The following is a 21,947-nucleotide window of genomic DNA, read 5'->3' as shown; positions in this document are numbered from 1 at the left end:
ACGTTAACTCATTCACGCCGCCCCAGTACAACTACGCAGCACGCTTCAGTAGTCCTTCGGATGCCAAGCCCCCGCCGGAATTCCAATCTTGGCGCATCCATCGGAGGCAAGCCCATGAGTTCGAAGAACGCAGCCAAACCCAACATCCTGGTGATCTGGGGCGACGACATCGGCATCAGCAACCTCAGCTGTTACAGCGATGGCCTGATGGGGTACCGCACGCCCAACATCGACCGGCTCGCCCGTGAAGGCATGCGTTTCACCGATGCATACGGCGAACAGAGCTGCACCGCCGGCCGCGCCTCGTTCATTACCGGCCAGAGTGGTTTCCGCACCGGCCTTACCAAGGTCGGCATTCCCGGCTCTCCGGTTGGCCTGCAGGCCGAGGACGTGACCATTGCCGAACTGCTCAAGGAACAAGGCTACGCCACCGGCCAGTTCGGCAAGAACCACCTGGGCGACCAGAACCGGTTCCTGCCTACCGCGCATGGCTTCGATGAGTTCTACGGCAACCTCTATCACCTCAATGCCGAAGAGGAACCGGAGCTGCCGGACTACCCGAAGGACCCGGCATTCTTCAAGAAGCTCGGGCCACGCGGCGTGCTGCGCAGCTTCGCCACCGACAAGGACGACAGCACCGAGGAACCGCGCTGGGGCCGTGTCGGCAAGCAACGGATCGAAGACACCGGGCCGCTGACCAAGAAGCGCATGGAAACCTGCGACGATGATTTCGCAGACTGCGCGGTGGACTTCATCAAGCGCCAGCATGCGGCCGGAAAACCGTTCTTTACCTGGGTGTGCTTCACCCACATGCACCTCCGCACGCACACCAAGCCGGAAAGCGTGGGCCAGGCAGGCGAGGACCAGTCGCGCTATCACGACACGATGATCGACCACGACAAGAACGTGGGCACGGTGCTGGACGTGCTGGACGAGCTGGGCATCGCCGAGAACACCATCGTGATCTACTCCACCGACAACGGCCCGCACATGAACACCTGGCCGGACGGTGCGATGACGCCGTTCCGCAACGAGAAGGACACCAACTGGGAAGGCGCGTTCCGCATTCCACTGCTGGTGCGCTGGCCGAACAATGTGCCGGCCGGGCTGGTCAGCAATGACATCGTGCAGCACCACGACTGGCTGCCCACCTTCCTTGCGCTCGCCGGCGAACCGAAGATCGTGGACAAGCTCAGGAAGGGCCACAGCATTGGCGACACCACCTACAAGGTGCATATCGACGGCTACAACCTGGTCGACTTCCTGACCAAAGAAGGCGTGCCCAGCCCGCGCAAAGGGCTGGTGTATTTCGACGACGATGGCAACCTGGTTGCGCTGCGTGCCGGCAACTGGAAAATCGTGTTCATGGAACAGCGCGTGCAGGGCACGATGCGGATCTGGTCCGAGCCATTGGTGGTGCTGCGCGTGCCCAAGCTGTTCAACCTGCGCACCGACCCGTACGAACGCGCGGACATCACCTCCAACACCTACTACGACTGGTTCATCGACCACGTGCCGCAGGTGAACCTGGGCATGGCGGTGGTGCAGCCGTTCCTGGACTCGTTCAAGGAGTTCCCGCCGCGCCAGAAGGCGGCCTCCTTCAACCTGGAACAGGCCATGGAGAAGATCGCCGATACGGCCTCTGGGGGCCGTTGAACCACGCCGGTAACGGCCCCATGATCCGAGACACACCCCACGCGAGCTTCCTCCGTGCCCCTGCTCTCCGCATTGCGTAGATTCACCGCCAGCACGACAGGTCGCCGGATGCTGGCGATTTCCACGGTAGCCGTGGTGCTGCTGTTGGCCAGCAATCCGGAGCTGGTCCCCCTGGCTGCGCTGGTGGATATGGTGGGGCTGGATGTACTGGCCCTGCTGCTGGGCAGCCAGTTGCTGGCTACCCTGCCTTGGGTGGTGGACCGCGCCCCGCTCACCTTTGATCCGGCGCGACGTGCAATGGTCGGTCTGGCGGCAGGTACGATGGGTGGTTATCTGCGCCAGCTGGTGTTCGGGCATGCGCGGAGACTGGTAACGATCAACCGGTAGGCATCCCCCTCTGCCCTCAAGGAACCGAGAGGGGTGTCGCGTCGTCTCAACGAGTGACACCGACCGCCGCTAGCCTGTGCTGATGACGACAACCCACCACGACACCACTACTCACGGGCGCGCTGAGCGCGCCGGCATGTTCAATCACATGTGCTTCGGGCCTGACCGCCGCTCCCCTGAGGAACAGCAGGAAGCGCAGCGAAAGGAGCGCGCGCGACGAACCGGCAGAGGTCGAAAAGATTGGTGGAAACAGCAGACCTGAGGTTAAGGCAGGTGCCTGGCCACCAACGCCCTGAGCGCCGGGTCGCGCAGCTCGAACACCTCGAACAGACCAAGCGCCTGCATCGCTGGCAGAACCGACACCATATCCGCCTCTGCCGTGGCTTTGGCATCTGCACTGGCGGCAGGGTCGCCCCACACCTGCACCGAGGTGAGGAAGGCACCCACGGTGCCTTTGCGGATCACTAGGCCACCGCGTTCGGTTTCGTTCGTGTTGTCGGGCAGGAGTTCTTCGGGACGCATGGGGGAAAACTGGAGGACGTCTGGACGGGTGCCTATGATGCACCGGGCGCGGCGTTTGAAGGGCGGTCCCCGCGGCAGCCGAGACGAATGGCGGTCACTCCGCAAAAACAAAATGCCCCGACCAAAGCCGGGGCTTTCGCTGCAACCGGCGCCGTGAACGGGAATCGAACCTGCGACCTACGCATTACGAAAAGGAGTTCCCGCCGCACCATAAGGCGGCGTCCTTTACCCTGGACCAGGCGCTGGAGAAGATCGCCGCGGCCACCCCAGGGGGGCGTTGAAGCCGGCTGCTGACGGCGCCATGATTGGATAAAGACCCCACGCGAGTAACCTCCGTGCCCCTGTTCTCCGCTCTCAGTAGATTCACCGCCAGCACAACCAGTCGCCGGGTGCTGGCGGTTTCCACCATCGTCGTGGTGGTGCTGATGGCCTGCAACCCGGAGCTGGCGCCCTTGGCTGCGTTGGTGGATATGGCGAGGCTGGATGTGCTCGCACTGCTGCTGAGCGCCCAACTGTTGGCAACCCTGCCGCGGCTTTCGGACCACGCCAGGCGCATCCTTGATCCGGCGCATCGTGCAGTGGTCGCCCTCGCAGCAGGCGCAATGGGCAGTTACCTTCGCCAGCTGGTATGTGGGGTCGCCCAACGGACTGTGGCGAACAACCGGCAGTTTGGTCGGTCCGAAAGAAAGATGACGAACTCCTGCCCAATCATTTGCCTGCTCGGCGGTGGAGACTCACAAAGAGAAGAACCGCCACGACGGTGGCAACAGGCACGGCCAGCACGATGAGTACGAGAAGCCAGTACCACAGTGACATACCAGCCATGTGCGTTCCAGCTCGTTTGAAGTTGATCCCGATCGCACAAACACCTCAATCCTGGGTGAGCTGCCACCTGCGCGATCGGCACAAACAGAATGGCCGGCCATGGCCAACTGTTGCGCTCAGAAGTGGCCTAGACTCAACATATCATTAGCTAGCGGTTATGGACCCGATCGCTCCCGCCCCCGGGCATCTTTCAAGTTCCACGCAACAAAAGCACTTGACAAGACTGGCCTTTGAATGAGATCAACCGCCAGGCGACTCCGCGCATAAGCAACCACCACCTCCAATAACTTACGGTCAGAAGATGGCATTTACGATCAAAGCAGTAGCGAGCGAAGGAGCGTGGACACCCCTAACTTTCGGCCGAAGCGACTCGGAAACGAACGTCTTTAGCCTTATCGTGGGGCGCAATGCAACAGGCAAAAGCCGACTATTACGTAAAATTGTAAGTCACTACATCTTCGATCACGACTCGAAGTCAATTCTCGACCCTCAAGTAGCGCACGACATAACGGCAGCCTCGAATGTTGGCGAGATGCTGCTTTCGCCAAACTCCAACCTGACCCCCTCCAGAGTCATTGCTGTTTCTACTGGAAGACACGATCGGTTCCCACGACCCCGGGAACCCAGCTATACATTCTCAAAATATCACTACATTGCGCCGTCCGAACACGGCGGCCCCACCTCCCTAACGCGAAGCCTCACATCTATAATCGGCGGGCTGGAAGGAACAGATTCGAAGCATTCGGATCTCCTTGACATTTTAAAGTACCTCGACTTCGCACCCCATCTCGAATTTAAAATTCTGGTAAGTCCACGCTATAGAAGCTTCATTAAGAGTGAGAACGATCCGCAGTCGTCGATCCATTGGATGCTACTGGAAGAAGGCCACTCGAATCGACGCTCGAAAGAACACTGGTCGCTTGATCGCCTGCATCACACACTTTCGTATATCGGCTCGAGGAATGGCATCAACTGCGAAATTGACCTTATCTCCGGAATACGAACACATGCCGCCATTTCGTCACCCGAGATCATGGAAGGCTTGAATTCAGGAGCACTCAAAATAGCCGACCTCACGCTGTACACGCGCTCCACCAAGCGAAAGGTGAAACTCTCTCAGGCAAGCTCTGGGCAACAGTGCATGCTGACAATGATACTAGGAATTGCCGGATCTATTCAGGACAATTCCCTGATATGCATTGACGAGCCGGAAATAAGCCTGCACCCTGAGTGGCAAACAGACGTCATAGGCAAGCTACAAAGGGCCTTCAGCGGCTACACGGGCTGCCATTTCATAATAGCAACCCACTCACCACAAATCGTCGCCGGACTTACTACAAAAAATGGATTTGTTCTAGACCTTGAGGAACAGCAACTTCATCAATCCAAAGACTATGCGAATAGATCCGCCGACTTTCAGCTTGCTCAGATTTTCAATGCCCCGGGCCTGAATAACGAGTACTTAATCCGCGTCTCGCTTAGCATTCTTTCCAAACTTTCTAAGAGACAAGATTTAAGCCCCGATGATGCGGAGAAGATATCAATGCTTGCCGACATAAGAGAATCTCTCTCAGAAGTTGATCCAGTGCGGCATCTGGTCGACCAAGTTCTGGCATTGAGGTGATCGGTGAAGGCAATCACGTTCCATGGGGATGATTTGCTCCACGTCCAAAGCTATGACGGCGTCTCTCACGAAGAATGGGACAAGACCACCGGCCCCATCGTGAATCTCAGAAAATCGCTTCGAGATCACTACCTGGCAGAGCAATCCTTCAGATGCGCCTACTGCCGATCCGTAAAGAAGGAAACCCACGGTTTGACCTGGGATGTGGAGCACGTTATCCCGAAGTCAACCCATGCAAAATTCATGTATGAGCCATGCAACCTTGCTATGGCATGCAAAGAGTGCAACATTTCCAAGGGAAATAAGAATGTCCTTACAAAAAAACTAAGGGCCGGCCAATGCATGCCGACCACACCCGACTCGTATGTGATTATACACCCGCATTATGATGCGTACTCCGATCACATCGAAATCACAAATGTCGATGGAAAAATTACTCACCGACCAAAGAACCCGCACAAGGGAAAGGAGACCTACTTACTCTGCGACCTTGTTCGATTCGCCTACAAGTTCGCTGAGTGGGAGAACTTTGACGTAGCAATTGTCGACGAGTTCAGTAGGTTTGTTGAGCGCTGCCCAACCGATGCCACGCCAGCCCAGATCGGGGCGTACATGCGGACTTTGCGCTTTACTGTAAAAGCAGACTTCTAACCATCCAAGCTGAAGTTAAGTCGGCGCTTTCAATCGACAGAGTTCGTGGCGCGGCGCTGGATCCACCGTTCGCAGCAGCGCTCGACGCACCTTGAGACCGTAGGTAGTGCGGATTCGTGGAGAGGTTTGGCGGAGAGCTGCGGGACGAGTTACTCAATCGCGAGTAGCTCCGTAGCTGGATGGAGGCGAAAGTGTTGATCGAGCGATGGAGGAGCTCCACGGCGAGCTATAACCGAATAGCGCCCATGGCATCAAGCGGCCGGCAATGGTGCGCCGCGCCTGGTACTGAACCGATATCATCGCGCCCAAGCACTGCGTGATTGGCCACAAGTATATCATCCGCAGCTCAGCCACGCCCCCCCTTTTTCTCCACAGATAAGCCATTACCAAGCGCGCGACGCAGCTCGCCAAAGGGCTTGCTCGAACGTTACTTGCTACCCTGCGCTCGGGATCGGCAGCATTAAAGCCCGGGTGGCCGGATTGACAAGCCTACCTGCATCAAATCCGTCTTCCGTGAGGATGGGATAACAGTCAATTAGACCCTTAGCGCGCAGCCCATCAACATACTTTGCCATGCTTTTGCGGTCTTCCGTCAGCAACACTGCAGCACCTGAACGCTTTGCCTGCGCCACAATTTTGACGTCCGCCACCAAGCAAACTCTGTCGTTTTCAGCGTCCTTAGGAAAAAGCTCGTTGGCAAGTTTCGCAGCCTCTTGTCCGTCGTCAAAATTAAACGGCACAACACGAAAGTTCCCAAGACCGAGAGTACTAATTGCCTGTTTACGCTCAAATTCCGCCACCACCAGCGTAGACAGAAGCATCGGAAGCTGTAGACGAATTGCTTCGCGAAAATACTCTTTAGCGACCAAATGATAAGCACGCGAGGGATCGGCATAGGCGATGAGGAAGCTGGTATCGAGCATTACTGGGCGCATTATCACTCTCGACTCCCTCTCAGTGCTCTGACCCATTCAGCCGCATCACCAATGTCATTCCATGCGCGCCGACCAACTTCCGTAGCGTTCGTGTATTCGTCTTCATCGATGCGTGGCTGGTAGTCGGCAAAGTCGATAAACTTGGCGTTACGCCTATCGCCACTGACCAGGTCCTCTTCAAGCTCCGCGCGGATCACCACGAAGCGGTAGACCGGGTTTCGCTCATACCCGCGAATCTGGGCACGTGTAGCGTCTACCTTGATGGAAGACCCGTCCTCCAGTCTAAGATGAATGTTTGGTGAAGTCAGACCACCCCAATCCTCGACAATGCCGGAGAGGTAACGTTCGACCAACACCCACTGGGCGGTGAACTCACGCGAAAAGTATGTATCCGAGTTAATCGCTATGAGGTAGTCGTGCGCGGGATCAGCAATCTTGAAAGTACGCCCAGGGTGCCTTAAAGCGTCCAACCGCCACTTCTCTGCCACGCCCGCACGTTTTGCGTCGACCCCGTCCAAGACGCCTTTTGAAAGGCGCTCGAGGTCCCCCCAAATGGCCAATTCCTCAGGCAGTTCGCCGTAGCTCTGGAGGGCAAATGAGCCTTCAACTACCGACACTAGTAGATCCTTAGTGTCAATTGCCTTGTCATCACCACGGATGAATGAGGCCACGTCCTTCACGAACTCTTTGAGTAGGCCAAGCGGTACCGTCTGCGGGGTCACGTCGTGACCATCGACCCTGTCAGATACGGAGAAAAGTAGCTTCCGCTGATTTGCCATGATGACCCAGCCAATCTCGATTTGAGTATTGCATGGATAGCGATAGGGCGTCGCGCAGGCTGCGACCCGCAAATAGGCAGTTGCCGCCCCGTTACCAAAAAGCGAGCAATAGCTGGCTTTCTGCGAGTCATTCATTTGTAACTGGTGCCGGAAACAGGAATCGAACCTGCGACCTACGCATTACGAATGCGCCGCTCTACCAACTGAGCTATTCCGGCTGAGCACGCAATTCTAAGGGGAGCGGCTGGGTGGGTCAATCGGCGGTAGAACCTGTGCTGGCCGGGCCGCACCCGATGTTGACGTTCCTGCCCCTAGAGTCAGGGGTGTTGCCTTCCGGATGCCGTTCATGAAGTCACCCGTGCGCTTGCCCGGCCTGCTGCTGGCCACCCTGCTCTGTTCCGCTGCGGCGGCAGCTGCCCCGCCCGCCCAGGCCCCGCAGCCACCGGACCAGCAGTGGCAACCCCTGTTCCAGCAGGTCCAGCGCGCGCACCTGTTCAAGGACCAGAAGACCTTTGCAGACGCGGTGCCGCATCAGGACCCGGATGCCCTGCTGGCGGAGTGGGCGCGGGCCCAGGGGCAGCCGGGGTACGCCCTGCCCGCCTTTGTGGCTGAGCACTTCACGGTACCTGCCGAGGGCACACCCTACGTGCCGCCTGCCGGTGAAACCCTGCGCGGGCATATCGAGGGGCTGTGGCCGGTACTGACCCGCACCACCGAGACGGTGGATCCGCGCGGGTCGCTGCTGCCTTTGCCCAAGCCGTACGTGGTGCCGGGTGGGCGCTTCCGCGAGGTGTATTACTGGGACAGCTACTTCACCCTGCTGGGCCTGGCCTCCAGCGGGCGCTGGCAGCAGGTGCGCGACATGGTGGACAACTTCGCGTGGCAGCTGGATCAGTACGGGCATATTCCGAACGGCAACCGCAGCTACTACCTGAGCCGGTCGCAGCCGCCGTTCTTCAGCCTGATGGTGGATCTCCTGGCGACGCATGAAGGCGATGAGGCGTATCGCCGCTATCTGCCGCAGCTGCGCACCGAGCATGCGTTCTGGATGCGTGGGGCGGAAGGACTTGCTCCCGGTTCGGCCAGTGAGCGCGTGGTGCGGATGAATGATGGCAGCCTGCTCAACCGCTATTGGGATGCGCGGGCGGTGCCGCGTACGGAGTCGTGGACGGATGACCTGGCCACGGCGGCGACGGTGCCGGATCGGGCGCCTTCGCAGGTGTATCGGGATCTGCGTGCGGGGGCGGAGTCTGGATGGGATTTCAGTTCGCGGTGGCTGGTGCATCCGGCGGAGCTGGGGAGCATCCATACCACTGAGATCGTGCCGGTGGATTTGAACAGTTTGTTGTTCCACCTGGAGGTGACGTTGGCGCGGGCGAGTCGTGTTTCTGGCGAGCGCAGTGCGGCGCGTGAGTTCCAGCGGCAGGCCGAGCAGCGCAAGCGGGCGATCAATACGCTGCTGTGGGATGAGCGGCAGGGGTGGTATGCGGATCGCGATCTCGAACGTGGTACGCCCCGCCCTGCGCTGACGGCGGCAGCGCTGTTTCCGTTGTGGTTGCAGGTGGCGGATGAAGCGCAGGCGCGGCGTACCGCGGATGCGGTGCAGGCGCAGTTGGTGCGCGCGGGTGGGTTGTTGACGACCACGGAGAACACGGGGCAGCAGTGGGACGCGCCGAATGGGTGGGCGCCGTTGCAGTGGGTGGCGGTGGATGGGTTGCAGCGGTATCGGCAGGATGCGCTGGCGCGGCAGATCGGGGTGCGGTTCCTGCGGACGGTGCAGACGGTTTATGACCGCGAGGGGAAGTTGGTGGAGAAGTATGTGGTGGATGGGTCTGCGGGCGGTGGGGGTGGCGGGGAGTATCCGCTGCAGGATGGGTTTGGGTGGAGTAATGGGGTTGCGTTGGCGTTGTTGGATCGGTTGTGTGCGGAGGGGAAGCGGTGTGAGAGTGCGGGGGATGTTGGGGAGTGATTGATACGGGCAGGAGCGTGTCTCCGGCCAGGGTCATGCGTTACAGCAGTGATTGGCAGGGTCGGCGGTCGTTTGGGAACCGACCCTACCGCCGGTGTTTTTGATGAGTTGAGGTCGTCTGGGTTCGCGAACGGTCAGCGCGCGGAGACTGCCGAGCGTGCTATGCAGTATTGGGCTGCGTAGTAGGTGGCGAGCACGCATAGGGATGCTAGAGGCAGGCCGCCGCCGAAGCGGTCCCAAGCTAGGGTGCAGTCGCTTATGACGAAGAGCACTGCGCCTATGGCGGCCCAGTGCGTACCGGGGGATGCGCCGAGTGGATTGCGCGACCACGCGCGTGCGAGCGCGAGTGTGGCCATGAGGGCGAGCACTACTACGTAGACGACGACCGGAATGCGCAGGTCGGCTGGCAGCAGCGGCCATAGGCCGGCCAGGTTAATGCCGGCGAACAGGGCTAGTAGTACGCTTGCCAGCAGCAACCCCTTCCCTGCCCTGAAGCCTGCGCGGAAGGCGACGATGTAGCAGACGTGCGCGAGCAGGAAGGCGATCAGGCCGGGGACGAAGGCGTCGAATGGCAGCATCAGGGCGATGTCGCCGATGCAGGAGAACCCCATGCCGAGCAGCAATGCGCGGCGGTAACCGGGCGGTGCCGAAGTCGCGCGCCAGACGATGGCGGCGATCAGCAGTGTCGTGAGCGGCTTGGCTATCCAATGCAGCCAGCGGCCGTCGCCGTCGAGCGACGCGCCGATGATGGCGGCTGTCGCCGCCAGCAGGATCGGCGCGTCGCGGCGCAGGTTCATCGCGCCTTCCACAGCTCGGCCAGGCGGTCGGGCTTGCCGGCGATGCGCTCAAGCTTCGGGTACAGCAGGCCGCCGTGGTAGTCGAGCTTGACCGTGTCGATGTGGTCGAAGTTCTTTACCAGCAGGGTCAGCGGTGCCTTGTCGGTCTTGGCTGCGGTCACAGCGTCCTTGAGGTCTTCGCCCTTGAACACGCGGCCGTTGAGGGCAAGTACGGTCATGCCCGGGGAGAGGCCGGCGTTGAAGGCGGGGCTGTCCCACAGCACGTCGCTGATGGCGCCGGCGTCATTCAGCGCCAGGCCCAGCGAGTACAGAAGGTTGGTGTTCTTGGCGCGGGTTTCCTGTGCCTTGAACGCGTCGTTGGGGGTGTCGGTGTAGACCAGCTTCCAGCCTGCTGCTTCCAACCCGCCGGTGAGCGGGCCGTGGCCGTCCAGGCGCTCGCGCAGGAAGCTGGCCCAGTCGTACGGGGCGATGCCGTTCAAGGTGCCGACCACGTCTTCGAACGTATACGGGTTCACGTCCCAGTCGCCGTCGTGCATGCCGAAGAAGGCCTTGGCGAAATCGTCCAGGCTGCGCTTGTTGCCGGTGAGCGCGCGCAGCTTGCCTTCCACTTCCAGCCACACCATCTGGCCGCCGGAGTAGTAGTCCTCGCTCATCTGATAGTTGCGGTACGCAAGCGCGCGGCGCTGGGCGATGGTGGGGTCGTTGGTGGTGTCCTGCAGGTTGCGCCAGGCCAGGCCGGGGCGGCCGCGATCATAGGTGGCGGCCACGTTGGCGAGCATGTCGCGGGTCTGGTCGGTGGTCCACAAGCCCGAGCGCGCGGACAGCACGTGGCCCCAGAACTGGGTCTGGCCTTCGTACAGCCAGAGCAGGCTGTCGCCCATGGGGACGTTGAAGTTGGCGGTGGTGAGGTCGGCGCCGCGGCGGTACTTGCCGTTCCAGGAGTGGTTGAACTCGTGCGGCAGCAGGTCGCGGCCGAGCCAGGTCTTGTCCCACTCGGTGAAGTAGCCGGTGTCGCCGCTGTTTTCGCTGGAGCGCTGGTGTTCGAGGCCGATGCCGCCGAGCTTGTCGGTCAGGGCCAGCAGGAATTCGTAGCGGTCGAAGTGGCGGGCGCCGTAGAGCTTGTAGATCTGCTGCACCAGTGCGCGGTGTGCCTGCAGCTGTTCGGGCTTGGCGACCAGCGATTTGGCGTCGTCGGCGAACACGTTGAGGCGCACCGGGACCTTGGCGCCGGGGTCGAGGTCGAACTGCTGGTAGTGGCGGCCGGCGTACAGCGGCGAGTCGACCAGGTGGTCGTAGCTGATCGGCTTGAACACCACGGTGTCGCCGTCGCGGCGCTCGGTATCCAGCGCGGTGGCGTAGGCCCAGCCCGGCGGCAGGGTGACGCTGGCCTGGGCCTGGATGTTGCGGGTGATCACGCCCGCCGGGTACAGCGAGTTGGCGATCCACTGCAGGTTGAGCATTTCCGGGGTCATCACCACCCGGCCCTGCCCTGCGCCCTGCGAGGAGAGAAATTTAAATTCGGCGACCACTTCACTGGCGCCTTGGGGTACGTCCACGGTGAAGGCGTACACGTTGTACGGGTCGCGCTTCCACGCCAGCGGTTTGCCGTTGGCGGTGACCACCAGGCCGGCGACCTTGTCGACCGGGCCGCTGGGCGAATGTGCGCCGGGCAGCCATTGCGGGTACAGCAGGGTCAGCGGGCCGGGCTGGGCCGGCACGGTGGCCTTGACCTTGAAGATGCGGCGGCCGATGTCGCGTGCGTCCACGTCGATGCGCAGCAGGCCCGGGAAGGCAACGTCATGCGGCGGTGGCGTCTGCGCGTGGACACCGGTGGCGGTGGCAGCGAGAAGCACGGAGAGGACGGCGGCACGCAGTTTCATCAGGCGAAGATTCCAGCATACGAAAGGATCGATGCTAGACCTCGGGGGTGCGTGGACCCATGGCCAAAGGTCACGGTTTTGGGGCGCCGCGAAGAGCCTTGCGGTCTGAGGTCATGCCTTCGTCGCGTGGGGCGAAGTTATCGGCGGTCGATTGGGATGCGACCCTACCGGCGAAGCGTCGCGGGACGACGACAACAGCCGCGCCACAGACTTTACGAAATCAACCGCAACCGCAGTTCCTTCGGCAGCGCGAACACCATCGATTCCGGTTCGCCCTCGAGCTCGCCGACGCCGGTGGCACCGAGCTCCTTCAACCGCTCGATCACGCCGTCGACCAGCACCTGCGGGGCCGAGGCACCGGCGGTGAGGCCGATGTGCTTCTTGCCCACCACCCACGCCGGGTCGATCTCGTGCGCACCGTCGATCAGGTAGGACTCGACGCCGTCACGGCGGGCCAGTTCGCTGAGTCGGTTGGAATTGGAGCTGTTCGGCGAGCCGACCACCAGCACCAGGTCGCAGCGCTTGGCCAGGTCGCGCACGGCGTCCTGGCGGTTCTGGGTGGCGTAGCAGATGTCGTCGTTCTTCGGGCCCTGCATCGCCGGGAAGCGTTCGCGGAGGGCGTCGATGATGCCGCGGGTGTCGTCCACCGACAGCGTGGTCTGGGTGGTGTAGGCAAAGTTTTCCGGCTGGTTGAGTTCCAGCGTGGCCACCTGCTCCACGTCTTCGACCAGGTAGATGTGCCCATTGCCGGCTTCCTGCTTCCACTGGCCCATGGTGCCTTCCACTTCCGGGTGACCGGCGTGGCCGATCAGCACCACGTCGCGACCGGCGCGGCAGTGGCGGGCGACTTCGAAGTGGACCTTGGTCACCAGCGGGCAGGTCGCGTCGAACACCTTGAGGCCACGGCGGTCGGCTTCCTGGCGCACGGCCTGGGACACGCCGTGCGCGCTGAAGATGACGGTGTTGTTGTCCGGCACTTCGTCGAGCTCTTCAACGAAGATCGCGCCGCGCTGCTTGAGGTCGTCGACCACGAAGCGGTTGTGCACCACTTCATGGCGCACGTAGATGGGCGCGCCCAGTGTTTCGATCGCGCGCTTGACGATCTCGATCGCACGATCGACACCGGCACAGAATCCACGCGGGTTGGCGAGCAGCACATCCATCAGACAGATCTCCCGGCAGCGGCCGGCAAGGGGTTACGGGTTGGCATTATCCGCCTTTTTGGCGGACTTGCCGTCGAACAGGCCGAACACGGCGATACCGATGGCGCCGACCACGATCGCCGCATCGGCAATGTTGAACGCGGGCCAGTAATGCTCGCCCACGTACCACTGGATGAAGTCGACCACGTGACCGTGCACCTGGCGGTCGATCACGTTGCCGATCGCACCGCCGATCACCAGCGCGTACGGCACCGCGCTGCGCCAGTGGGCGCGCGGGGTGCGCGAGAGCCAGAACGCCATCAGGCCGCTGATGCCCACCGCCAGCGCGGTGAAGAACCACAGCTGCCAGCCACCGGCGTCGCTCAGGAAACTGAACGCCGCACCGGTGTTGTAGGTGCGGTACCAGTTCCAGAAGCCATCGATGACCACCACCGGCTGGAACTCCGGCAGGCTCGACAGGACCCAGGCCTTGGACCACTGGTCCAGCCCGATGATGGCCACCGACAGCAGCAGCCAGACCAGGGCGTTCGGATGCGGACGGGGCGCGGCCATCAGAACCAGCTCCGCACTTCACCGGCACCGGTGATGTTGCTCACGCAGCGGCCGCACAGTTCCGGGTGGTCGGCATTGCCGCCGACGTCGGCGCGGTGGTGCCAGCAACGCACGCACTTGGCCTTGGCGGTCGGCTGGGCGCTGACGAACACCTCGTCGGTGGTCGCCGGGCGCACCTGCACGTCACCACTGATGAACAGGAAACGCAGTTCATCGGCCAGCGGCTGCCAGCGCGCGGCCTGCTCTTCGCTGGCGGCGATGGTGATCTCCGCTTCCAGTGCCGCACCGATCGCTCCATTGGCACGCATCGGCTCGAGCACCTTGGCCACCTGCTCGCGCACGGCCAGCAGCTGGTCGAAATCGGCGGCGTTGAGCTGGGCATCGGCCGGCAGCGGCGCCAGGCCGTCGTACCAGGTGGTGAACAGCACGTGGCCGGCGTGCTCGCCCGGCAGGTAGCCCCACAGCTCGTCGGCGGTGAAGGTCAGGATCGGTGCGACCCAGCGGGTGAACGCTTCGGCGATGTGGTACATCGCGCTCTGCGCCGAACGGCGACCGTGCGAATCGGTCGGCATCGTGTACAGGCGGTCCTTGGTCACGTCCAGGTACAGCGAGCCCAGGTCCACGCTGCAGAAGTTCAGCAGCAGCTGCACGATCTCGGCCACGTTGTAGCCGTCGTAGGCTGCCTTGATCTTCTCCTGCAGCTCCCACGCGCGATGCACGATCCAGCGGTCCAGCGCGACCATCTGGTCGAGCGGCTGCAGGTGCTGGGCCGGATCGAAACCGTCCAGGTTGCCCAGCAGGAAGCGTGCGGTGTTGCGCAGGCGGCGGTAGGCGTCGGCGTTGCGCTTGAGGATCTCCTGCGACAGCGACATCTCGTTGCTGTAGTCGGCCGAGGCGATCCACAGGCGCAGGATGTCCGCGCCCAGCTTGTTCATGATGTCCTGCGGCTCGATGCCGTTGCCCAGCGACTTGGACATCTTGCGGCCGTGCTCGTCCACGGTGAAACCGTGGGTGAGGCACTGCTTGTACGGGGCGCGCTTGTCGATCGCCACGCCGGTCAGCAGCGAGGACTGGAACCAGCCGCGGTGCTGGTCGGAACCTTCCAGGTACAGGTCGGCCGGCTTGCCGAAGCCACGCGCGGCAAGCACGCCTTCATGGGTCACGCCCGAGTCGAACCAGACGTCGAGGATGTCGGTGACCTTCTCGTAATCGGCCGATTCGGCGCCCAGCAGTTCGGCGGCATCCAGCGAATACCACACGTCGATGCCCTCGGCTTCGACGCGGTCGGCGACCTGCTGCATCAGCTCCACCGAACGCGGGTGGATCTCGCCGGTCTGGCGATGGGTGAACAGGGCGATCGGCACGCCCCAGGTGCGCTGGCGCGAGATGGTCCAGTCGGGGCGACCGTCGACCATGCTCTGGATGCGCGCCTTGCCCCAGGTCGGGAACCAGCCGACGGTGTCGATGGCGGCCAGCGCATCGTTGCGCAGATTGGCCTTGTCCATCGAGATGAACCACTGCGGGGTGGCGCGGAACACTACCGGCGTCTTGTGGCGCCAGCAGTGCGGGTAGCTGTGGCGGATCGGATGGAACGCCAGCAGCGAACCGTTGTCGCGCAGCACGCCGACGATGGCCTCCTGTGCCTTCCACAGGTGCTGGCCAGCCAGCACCACGTCACCGGCCGGCGGGGTCGATTCCAGGTACACGCCACGGCCGTCGATCGGGGTCACCTGGCCGGCGTTGTACTTGTCCAGCAGGCCGTACTTCTGGCTGACCACGAAGTCTTCCTGGCCGTGGCCGGGGGCGGTGTGCACCGCACCGGTACCGTCTTCGTCGGACACGTGCGCGCCGTTGAGCAGCGGGATGTCGCGCTGCGGGTAGAACGGATGGGCCAGCAGCAGGTTTTCGAGCGCTGCACCGGCGGCATGGCCATGCGCGACCACGTCTTCCACGCCGTAACGGCGCAGCGCGCGCTCGGCGAGGCTGGCGGCGATCACCAGCCAGCGACGCTTGCCGGCATGCGCCGGGCCTTCAACCAGCGCGTACTGGATGTCCGCACCCAGCGACACCGCCAGCGAGGCCGGCAGGGTCCACGGGGTGGTGGTCCAGATCGGCACGGCCACTTCGACATCGGCCGGCAGGCTCACGCCGAAGCGCGCGGCCAGCTGCGCGCTGTCGCGCGCCACGTAGGCCACGTCGATGGCCGGCGAGGTCTTGTCCTGGTATTCGATCTCCGCTTCGGCCAGGGCCGAGCCACAGTCGAAGCACCAGTGCACCGGCTTGGCGCCGCGCACGATGTGACCGTTGGCGAAGATCTTGGACAGCGCGCGGATCTCGTTGGCTTCGAAGTCGAAGCTCAGCGTCTTGTACGGGTTGTCCCAATCGCCGATCACGCCCAGGCGCTTGAAGTCGCGGCGCTGCAGGTCTATCTGCTCTTCGGCGTACTCGCGGCACTTCTGGCGGAACTGTTCGGCATCGAGCTTGACGCCGACCTTGCCCCACTTCTTTTCGACCGCGATTTCGATCGGCAGGCCGTGGCAGTCCCAGCCCGGCACGTACGGCGCATCGAAGCCGGCGAGGTAGCGCGACTTGACGATGATGTCCTTGAGGATCTTGTTGACCGCATGGCCCAGGTGGATCTGGCCGTTGGCGTACGGCGGGCCGTCGTGCAGCACGAACAGCGGGCGACCCTGCGCGTTTTCGCGCAGGCGGGCGTACAGGCCCTCGTCTTCCCAGCGCGACAGAATGCCCGGCTCGCGCTTGGGCAGGTCGCCGCGCATCGGGAATTCGGTTGCCGGCAGATGAAGGGTGGCTTTGTAGTCCTGGCTCACGCAGTGGCTCGCAATCTGTGTTCGGAAAGGATGCGACGCGCCTGATCGGCGTCGCGGTGCATCTGGACGGTCAACGCCGCCAGGTCTTGGAACTTTTCTTCGTTGCGCAGCTTGGCGACGAATTCGACTTCGATGTGCCGACCGTACAGGTCGCCCTGGAAGTCGAACAGGTGCGCCTCCAGCAGGGGCTCCACGCCGTCCACGGTGGGACGGGTGCCGAAGCTGGACACCGACGGCCACGGCTGGTCGAACACGCCGTGCACCCAGGTGGCGTAGATGCCTGCCAGCGCAGGGGTCTTCGGGAAGCGCAGGTTGGCGGTGGGGAAGCCCAGGGTGCGGCCGAGCTGGCGGCCGCGCACGACCCGCCCGCTGATGGCATACGGGCGCCCGAGCAGGTCGCCGGCGCGGGTGAAGTCGCCGTCGCGCAGCAGCTGGCGGATGCGCGTGCTGGAAATGCGGTCACCGTGCAGGTCCACCGCTTCGATCTCGCCGGCGCTGAAGCCGAGCTGCGCACCCATGGCCTGCAGCAGGGCCAGGTCGCCGCGACGGCGGTTGCCAAAGCAGAACTCCGGGCCGATCCACACTTCGCGCGCGCCCAGGCGCTGGGCCAGCAGCTGCTCGACGAAGGCTTCGGCGGGCATGGCGGCCATGCGCGCGTCGAAACGCAGCAGGCCGATCGCGTCCACGCCACACTCGCGCAGGATCGCCACCTTGTCGCGGGCCAAGGTCAGCCGCGGCGGCGGCTCGCCCTGGGCGAAGTATTCGCGCGGCAGCGGTTCAAAGGCGACCGCCACGGCGGGCACGCCCAGCGCCCGGGCACGCGCCACGGCATGCCGCACCAGCGCACGATGGCCCAGGTGCAGGCCGTCGAATGCGCCGATGCAGACCACGCTTCCGCGCGGGAACAGGGGCTTGCCTTCGATGGATCGGAACAGGGTGCTCATCTGGGGGAGATCCGGCCGGTGTGGGCCAACGTGTTGCAGTGCATGACCGGCAAGTATAGCTGGGGTGTCCAGCCAAGCCACGCAGGGCGTGGCCCTACCGCAACCGGGCAAAAATGCGGCATGACCAGAGAGATATGGCCGCGCCGCACCTGGATCAATGCTCGCGCAGGTGGCGCGGGCGGAAGCCCATGGCGACCAGGGCGACCAGGTAGGTCAGGCCGCCGCCGCCGACGAGCAGCGTGAGGTTGCCGATGCGGTGCCATTTGTCCATGCCGGTGAAGCCCGGCATCTGCCCGCGCAGCACCAGCAGCACCGCGACCATGGCGCCGCAGGCCAGGACCAGCCGGACCATATAACCGCCCCACCCTGCCTTCGGCTGGTAGACGTCGGTCTTGCCCAGCCAGTACCAGAGCAGACCGAGGTTCAGGTAACTGGACAGCGCGCTGGCAATGCCCAGCGCCAGGTGCAGGCCCGGCTGCTTGCCGAGCGCGACCCAGACGCCCTGTGCCTTGAGCGCCTCGGGCACCATCACCTGGTACAGGATCGCCAGCAGGATGAAGTTGAAGACCATGTTGGCGACCAGCGCGACCAGGCCCGCACGCACCGGGGTCCGGGTGTCCTGGCGGGCGTAGAACGCCGGCAGCACCACCTTGAGCAGGGCGAAGGCCGGCAGCGCCAGGCTCAGGCCGTACACCGAGAGTGCGGTCATGCGGGTGTCGAACGCGGTGAACTGGCGGTACTGGAACAGCGTGGCGATCAGCGGCTCGGCCAGCAGCAACAGGCCGAGCATGGCCGGCACCGCGATCAGCAGCGTGGTACGCAGGCCCCAGTCCAGCGCGCTGGAGAAGCCGGCCTTGTCGGTACTGACATGGTGGCGGGCCAGCGCCGGCAGGATCACCGTGCCCAGCGCCACCCCGAACACGCCCAACGGCAGCTCCAGGAAGCGGTCAGCCAGCGACAGCCACGACTGCGAGCCGTCGGTCAGCTTGGCCGCGATAACGGTGTCGAGCAGCAGGTTGATCTGCGCCACCGACGAGCCGAACAGGGTCGGCACCATCAGGGTCAGCACCTTGCGCACGCCGGGGTGGTTCCAGCCCCAGCGCGGCAGGGTCAGCAGGTTGATGCCCTTCAGCGAAGGCAGCTGGAACAGCAGCTGCAGCATGCCGGCGGCCAGCACCGCCCAGCCCAGCGCCAGGATCTGCTTTTCCGGGGTGCCGCCCAGCCGTGGCGCCAGCCACAGCGCGCCGGCGATCATGCAGACGTTGAGGATCACCGGGGTCAGCGCGGGCATGGCAAAGCGCTGGAAGCTGTTCAGCGCCCCGCCCGCCAGCGCGGTTAGCGACACGAACAGCAGGAACGGGAACGTCAGCCGGAACAGGTCGACCAGCAGGCCATGCTTGGCCGGGTCGGTTTCTACCCCACTTGAGAACAGCGTGGCCAGCTGCGGCGCGAAGATCAGCGCCAGCGCGGTGACCAGCAGCAGTACCGCCCCCAGCGTTCCGGCCACGCGGGACATCAGCTCGCGCAGTTCCTCATGGGAGCGGGTTTCCTTCACTTCCGTGAACACCGGCACGAACGCGGTGGCGAACGAACCCTCGGCAAACAGGCGGCGCAGGAAATTGGGCACCCGGAAGGCGACCCAGAAGGCGTCGGTCACCGCATTGGTGCCGAAGGTGGTGGTGATGACCTGGTCGCGGACCAGCCCCAGCACCCGTGAAATCATGGTCATGCTGCTGAAAGACAGCAGCCCGCGCAACATCCTTGGTGAACTCACCCGTGTTTCCTCTTGACAATTGACTTGACGTACATTTTTCGAGCCATCATACTTTCCAGCTTGCTGTTCCCATTACACCGATTTTTCAGGAAACCACCACTGTGGCCAATATCAAGTCCGCCAAGAAGCGCGCCAAGCAGACCGTCGTGCGCAACGCGCGCAACACGGCTCAGCGTTCGATGCTGCGCACCGCTGTCAAGAAGGTTATCAAGGCTCTGGATGCCAACGATGCCGCCGGCGCCGAGGCAGCCTTTGCCGTCGCCCAGCCGATCCTCGACCGTTTCAGCTCGCGTGGTCTGATCCACAAGAACAAGGCCGCTCGCCACAAGAGCCGCCTGACCGCGCGCATCAAGGCCATCAAGGCCGCTGCCTGATCCAAGGCCGTAGAGCCACGCACTGCGTGGCTTCGACCAAGGTGAAGAGAAGAACCCGGCCCCGGCCGGGTTTTTTGCGTTGGGGTGCGACGGCAGCCGGGCGGTAGAGCCGGGCTCTGCCCGGCTGCGACGCCCACAGAAAAACCCGGCCAAGGCCGGGTTTTTCTGTGAGGCAACGAGAACGTCAGAGCGCGTTGCGCGCATCCGCCTCGTCTTCCTTCTGGCGGTCGAAGAACGCCATGATGTTGGTCATGATCGGCCAGGTGCCTTCACGACCCAGCGCCGAGACCAGGTACCACGGCTGGGTCCAGCCCAGCTCGGCGATGATCTTCTCGGCTGCGGCCTTGGCCTCGTCCTCGAACATCAGGTCGGCCTTGTTCAGCACCAGCCAGCGCGGCTTTTCCAGCAGCTCCGGGTCGTGCTTGGCCAGCTCGCGCTCGATCGCACGGACCTGCTCGATCGGCGAGATTTCCACGCCGCCTTCCATCGGGGAGATGTCCACCAGGTGCAGCAGCAGGCGGGTGCGCTGCAGGTGGCGCAGGAACTGCGCGCCCAAGCCGGCACCGTCGGCAGCCCCTTCGATCAGGCCGGGAATGTCGGCGATCACGAAGCTGCGGTAGTTCTCCACGCGCACGACGCCCAGGTTGGGGTAGAGGGTGGTGAATGGGTAGTCGGCCACCTTGGGGGTGGCAGCGGACACGGCGCGGATCAGGGTGCTCTTGCCGGCATTCGGGAAGCCCAGCAGGCCCACGTCGGCCAGCAGCTTCAGTTCCAGCTTGAGCAGGCGCTCCTCGCCCTCTTCGCCCGGCAGCGACTGGCGCGGCGAACGGTTGGTGGAGCTCTTGAAGTGCATGTTGCCCAGGCCGCCCTTGCCGCCCTTGGCCACCAGCAGGATGTCGTCGTGCTGGGTCAGGTCGCCAATGACTTCGTCGGTGGCCACGTTCATCACCACGGTGCCGACCGGCACGGTAATGATGAGGTCTTCGCCGCCCTTGCCGTAGGCCTGGCGGCCCATGCCGTTCTCGCCGCGCTGCGCCTTGAAGATGCGCTCGTGGCGGAAGTCGACCAGGGTATTGAGGTTTTCGTCGGCGCGGATGTACACGCTGCCGCCATTGCCGCCGTCGCCGCCGTCCGGGCCGCCCAGCGGAATGAACTTCTCGCGACGGAAACCGACGCAGCCGTTGCCGCCATTGCCGGCGGTAACCTGGATTTCTGCTTCGTCTACAAGTTTCATGATTCTGGATGCCACCTGGAGGCGGTGGGCAGGGAAAGCCCGACCGCAGAGTCTAACGTGAAAAACAAAAGCCCCGCCGAAGCGGGGCTTTCGCAAGCGGCCCCACGCCTAGGCGGGGGCGACGCCCGGGTCTCGCGAAGCTCAGGCTTCGGCGACGACGCTGACGGTACGACGCTTCTTCGGGCCCTTCACCGAGAACTCCACCTTGCCGTCGACCAGCGCGAACAGGGTGTGGTCACGGCCGAGGCCGACGCCGGTACCCGGATGGAACTGGGTGCCGCGCTGACGCACGATGATGTTGCCGGCATCGATGGCCTGGCCACCGAAGATCTTGACGCCGAGGTACTTCGGGTTGGAGTCGCGACCGTTGCGCGATGAGCCTACGCCCTTTTTATGTGCCATGACTGCTTCTCCTTATTACTTGCTGCCACCGGCGATGCCGGTGATCTCGATTTCGGTGTAGTACTGACGGTGACCCTGGCGCTTCATGTGGTGCTTGCGGCGACGGAACTTGATGATCCGGACCTTGTCAGCACGACCCTGGGACAGGACCTTGGCGGTGACGGCAGCGCCCTTCAGCGCATCGCCCAGCTTCACGCCGTCGCTGTCACCCAGCATCAGGATGTTGTCAAACTTGATCTCGCTGCCGACTTCGACTTCGAGCTTTTCAATGCGGAGCTTTTCGCCCTGCGCCACGCGGTATTGCTTACCGCCGGTGACCAGTACTGCGTACATGACCAGGCCTTCCTCTGTAGTTATTGTGGTCTGAGCTGCCGCCATCGAGGGCGGACAGGAGCGGAATTGTACGCAGATCAGCGGGCGCGGGTCAAGTCAACCCCTGAACGGCCTGGAGGCCGGGCCGGAACGGGGTCAGATCCCTCTTCACGTGATGAAAAGGGATCTGACCCCTGCCTGTCGGCCTGTCTCATCAGGTGAGACATCGGGCTGGCATTGTCGCCCATTGCCCCCATCTGGTCACCTCGGTAGGCTGACCGATTGCCGTTCCCTGCTGGCCCGGCACCCAGCCAACGCCCCCACAACCGGATCCCC

20 protein-coding genes and 1 tRNA gene are annotated in these 21,947 nt (G+C 63.2%); 7 read left to right on the top strand and 14 right to left on the bottom strand.

Annotated elements, in window-relative coordinates:
- The first annotated feature begins 114 nt into the window (after positions 1 to 114).
- Positions 115 to 1,656 carry an arylsulfatase gene (locus tag RYM47_RS11920; RefSeq protein ID WP_315388131.1) on the top strand — a complete coding sequence of 514 codons (1,542 nt, stop codon included), beginning with the start codon at positions 115 to 117 and terminating at the stop codon, positions 1,654 to 1,656.
- Positions 1,657 to 1,710: 54 nt separating this feature from the next.
- Entirely contained in the window at positions 1,711 to 2,043 is a 333-nt protein-coding gene (locus RYM47_RS11915; RefSeq protein ID WP_315388130.1) for a hypothetical protein, read from the top strand.
- 264 nt (positions 2,044 to 2,307) lie between these two features.
- On the opposite strand, the gene RYM47_RS11910 is transcribed toward RYM47_RS11915, so the two are convergent.
- Complete coding sequence (locus RYM47_RS11910) at positions 2,308 to 2,565, bottom strand: hypothetical protein (protein WP_315388128.1); 258 nt, start codon at positions 2,563 to 2,565, stop codon at positions 2,308 to 2,310.
- A 335-nt stretch (positions 2,566 to 2,900) separates the two neighbouring features.
- Here RYM47_RS11910 and RYM47_RS11905 point away from each other — a divergent pair, with 335 nt between their 5' ends.
- The 3 genes from RYM47_RS11905 to RYM47_RS11895 all read left to right on the top strand — a co-directional run bounded on the left by RYM47_RS11905 (position 2,901) and on the right by RYM47_RS11895 (position 5,665).
- Positions 2,901 to 3,353 (top strand): hypothetical protein, encoded by a 453-nt coding sequence (locus RYM47_RS11905; protein WP_315388127.1) that lies wholly within the window; start codon positions 2,901 to 2,903, stop codon positions 3,351 to 3,353.
- Positions 3,354 to 3,691: 338 nt separating this feature from the next.
- Positions 3,692 to 5,014 carry an AAA family ATPase gene (locus tag RYM47_RS11900; protein ID WP_315388126.1) on the top strand — a complete coding sequence of 441 codons (1,323 nt, stop codon included), beginning with the start codon at positions 3,692 to 3,694 and terminating at the stop codon, positions 5,012 to 5,014.
- A gap of 3 nt (positions 5,015 to 5,017) precedes the next feature.
- On the top strand, positions 5,018 to 5,665 hold the full coding sequence (locus RYM47_RS11895; RefSeq protein WP_315388124.1) for an HNH endonuclease: 648 nt from the start codon (positions 5,018 to 5,020) through the stop codon (positions 5,663 to 5,665).
- A gap of 434 nt (positions 5,666 to 6,099) precedes the next feature.
- Here the strand turns inward: RYM47_RS11895 and RYM47_RS11890 are convergent, their stop codons facing one another.
- The 3 genes from RYM47_RS11890 to RYM47_RS11880 all read right to left on the bottom strand — a co-directional run bounded on the left by RYM47_RS11890 (position 6,100) and on the right by RYM47_RS11880 (position 7,597).
- Positions 6,100 to 6,588 carry a PIN domain-containing protein gene (locus RYM47_RS11890; protein ID WP_315388123.1) on the bottom strand — a complete coding sequence of 163 codons (489 nt, stop codon included), beginning with the start codon at positions 6,586 to 6,588 and terminating at the stop codon, positions 6,100 to 6,102.
- A 14-nt stretch (positions 6,589 to 6,602) separates the two neighbouring features.
- On the bottom strand, positions 6,603 to 7,514 hold the full coding sequence (locus RYM47_RS11885; RefSeq protein WP_315388120.1) for a hypothetical protein: 912 nt from the start codon (positions 7,512 to 7,514) through the stop codon (positions 6,603 to 6,605).
- Between the two features lie 7 nt (positions 7,515 to 7,521).
- Positions 7,522 to 7,597 (bottom strand) — tRNA-Thr (locus tag RYM47_RS11880).
- A gap of 128 nt (positions 7,598 to 7,725) precedes the next feature.
- On the opposite strand from RYM47_RS11880, the gene treA reads away from it, so the two are divergent.
- Positions 7,726 to 9,348: an alpha,alpha-trehalase TreA gene (gene treA / locus RYM47_RS11875; protein WP_315388118.1), complete on the top strand. Its 1,623-nt coding sequence runs from the start codon at positions 7,726 to 7,728 to the stop codon at positions 9,346 to 9,348.
- A gap of 134 nt (positions 9,349 to 9,482) precedes the next feature.
- On the opposite strand, the gene RYM47_RS11870 is transcribed toward treA, so the two are convergent.
- The 7 genes from RYM47_RS11870 to murJ form a co-directional block, all read right to left on the bottom strand.
- Entirely contained in the window at positions 9,483 to 10,145 is a 663-nt protein-coding gene (locus RYM47_RS11870; protein WP_315388117.1) for a lysoplasmalogenase, read from the bottom strand.
- Positions 10,142 to 12,025, bottom strand: a complete 1,884-nt coding sequence (locus RYM47_RS11865; RefSeq protein ID WP_315388116.1) for a peptidase M61 — start codon at positions 12,023 to 12,025, stop codon at positions 10,142 to 10,144. Before RYM47_RS11865 ends, RYM47_RS11870 begins: the two co-directional genes overlap by 4 nt.
- Before the next feature lie 212 nt (positions 12,026 to 12,237).
- Positions 12,238 to 13,188: a 4-hydroxy-3-methylbut-2-enyl diphosphate reductase gene (gene ispH, locus RYM47_RS11860; RefSeq protein WP_315388115.1), complete on the bottom strand. Its 951-nt coding sequence runs from the start codon at positions 13,186 to 13,188 to the stop codon at positions 12,238 to 12,240.
- Positions 13,189 to 13,221: 33 nt separating this feature from the next.
- Positions 13,222 to 13,740 carry a signal peptidase II gene (gene lspA / locus RYM47_RS11855; protein ID WP_315388114.1) on the bottom strand — a complete coding sequence of 173 codons (519 nt, stop codon included), beginning with the start codon at positions 13,738 to 13,740 and terminating at the stop codon, positions 13,222 to 13,224.
- On the bottom strand, positions 13,740 to 16,571 hold the full coding sequence (gene ileS, locus RYM47_RS11850; RefSeq protein ID WP_315388113.1) for an isoleucine--tRNA ligase: 2,832 nt from the start codon (positions 16,569 to 16,571) through the stop codon (positions 13,740 to 13,742). The genes lspA and ileS overlap by 1 nt, the downstream gene beginning before the upstream one ends.
- Positions 16,568 to 17,515, bottom strand: coding sequence for a bifunctional riboflavin kinase/FAD synthetase (locus RYM47_RS11845; RefSeq protein WP_315388112.1), 948 nt, complete (start codon positions 17,513 to 17,515; stop codon positions 16,568 to 16,570). Before RYM47_RS11845 ends, ileS begins: the two co-directional genes overlap by 4 nt.
- Before the next feature lie 154 nt (positions 17,516 to 17,669).
- The gene (gene murJ / locus RYM47_RS11840) at positions 17,670 to 19,274 is read right to left on the bottom strand and encodes a murein biosynthesis integral membrane protein MurJ (RefSeq protein WP_315388282.1); all 1,605 of its coding nucleotides are present in this window, start codon (positions 19,272 to 19,274) and stop codon (positions 17,670 to 17,672) included.
- Positions 19,275 to 19,390: 116 nt separating this feature from the next.
- Between murJ and rpsT the strand changes: the two genes are divergently transcribed.
- On the top strand, positions 19,391 to 19,663 hold the full coding sequence (gene rpsT / locus RYM47_RS11835; RefSeq protein ID WP_070209177.1) for a 30S ribosomal protein S20: 273 nt from the start codon (positions 19,391 to 19,393) through the stop codon (positions 19,661 to 19,663).
- Positions 19,664 to 19,847: 184 nt separating this feature from the next.
- Here the strand turns inward: rpsT and cgtA are convergent, their stop codons facing one another.
- The 3 genes from cgtA to rplU form a co-directional block, all read right to left on the bottom strand.
- A complete protein-coding gene (gene cgtA, locus RYM47_RS11830) occupies positions 19,848 to 20,897 on the bottom strand; it encodes an Obg family GTPase CgtA (protein ID WP_070209176.1) in 1,050 nt (349 codons plus the stop codon).
- Positions 20,898 to 21,038: 141 nt separating this feature from the next.
- Positions 21,039 to 21,299 carry a 50S ribosomal protein L27 gene (gene rpmA / locus RYM47_RS11825; protein WP_019184517.1) on the bottom strand — a complete coding sequence of 87 codons (261 nt, stop codon included), beginning with the start codon at positions 21,297 to 21,299 and terminating at the stop codon, positions 21,039 to 21,041.
- Positions 21,300 to 21,314: 15 nt separating this feature from the next.
- Positions 21,315 to 21,632, bottom strand: a complete 318-nt coding sequence (rplU, locus tag RYM47_RS11820) for a 50S ribosomal protein L21 (RefSeq protein WP_315388108.1) — start codon at positions 21,630 to 21,632, stop codon at positions 21,315 to 21,317.
- Positions 21,633 to 21,947: the final 315 nt, after the last annotated feature.

Origin of the sequence: uncultured Stenotrophomonas sp. (assembly GCF_963519125.1) — a bacterium.
GTDB lineage: Bacteria > Pseudomonadota > Gammaproteobacteria > Xanthomonadales > Xanthomonadaceae > Stenotrophomonas.
Note: the sequence above shows the minus strand (reverse complement) of the source record. Positions and strands in the feature narration are given on the sequence as shown.

Coding starts and splice junctions, on each gene's coding strand:
- RYM47_RS11845 (WP_315388112.1), bottom strand. CDS start 17,515: ATGAGCACCCTGTTCCGATCCATCGAAGGCAAGCCCCTGTTCCCGCGC.
- rpmA (WP_019184517.1), bottom strand. CDS start 21,299: ATGGCACATAAAAAGGGCGTAGGCTCATCGCGCAACGGTCGCGACTCC.
- rplU (WP_315388108.1), bottom strand. CDS start 21,632: ATGTACGCAGTACTGGTCACCGGCGGTAAGCAATACCGCGTGGCGCAG.
- ispH (WP_315388115.1), bottom strand. CDS start 13,188: ATGGATGTGCTGCTCGCCAACCCGCGTGGATTCTGTGCCGGTGTCGAT.
- RYM47_RS11870 (WP_315388117.1), bottom strand. CDS start 10,145: ATGAACCTGCGCCGCGACGCGCCGATCCTGCTGGCGGCGACAGCCGCC.
- cgtA (WP_070209176.1), bottom strand. CDS start 20,897: ATGAAACTTGTAGACGAAGCAGAAATCCAGGTTACCGCCGGCAATGGC.
- murJ (WP_315388282.1), bottom strand. CDS start 19,274: ATGTTGCGCGGGCTGCTGTCTTTCAGCAGCATGACCATGATTTCACGG.
- RYM47_RS11910 (WP_315388128.1), bottom strand. CDS start 2,565: ATGCGTCCCGAAGAACTCCTGCCCGACAACACGAACGAAACCGAACGC.
- lspA (WP_315388114.1), bottom strand. CDS start 13,740: ATGGCCGCGCCCCGTCCGCATCCGAACGCCCTGGTCTGGCTGCTGCTG.
- RYM47_RS11865 (WP_315388116.1), bottom strand. CDS start 12,025: ATGAAACTGCGTGCCGCCGTCCTCTCCGTGCTTCTCGCTGCCACCGCC.
- RYM47_RS11920 (WP_315388131.1), top strand. CDS start 115: ATGAGTTCGAAGAACGCAGCCAAACCCAACATCCTGGTGATCTGGGGC.
- RYM47_RS11885 (WP_315388120.1), bottom strand. CDS start 7,514: ATGAATGACTCGCAGAAAGCCAGCTATTGCTCGCTTTTTGGTAACGGG.
- RYM47_RS11890 (WP_315388123.1), bottom strand. CDS start 6,588: ATGCTCGATACCAGCTTCCTCATCGCCTATGCCGATCCCTCGCGTGCT.
- RYM47_RS11900 (WP_315388126.1), top strand. CDS start 3,692: ATGGCATTTACGATCAAAGCAGTAGCGAGCGAAGGAGCGTGGACACCC.
- treA (WP_315388118.1), top strand. CDS start 7,726: ATGAAGTCACCCGTGCGCTTGCCCGGCCTGCTGCTGGCCACCCTGCTC.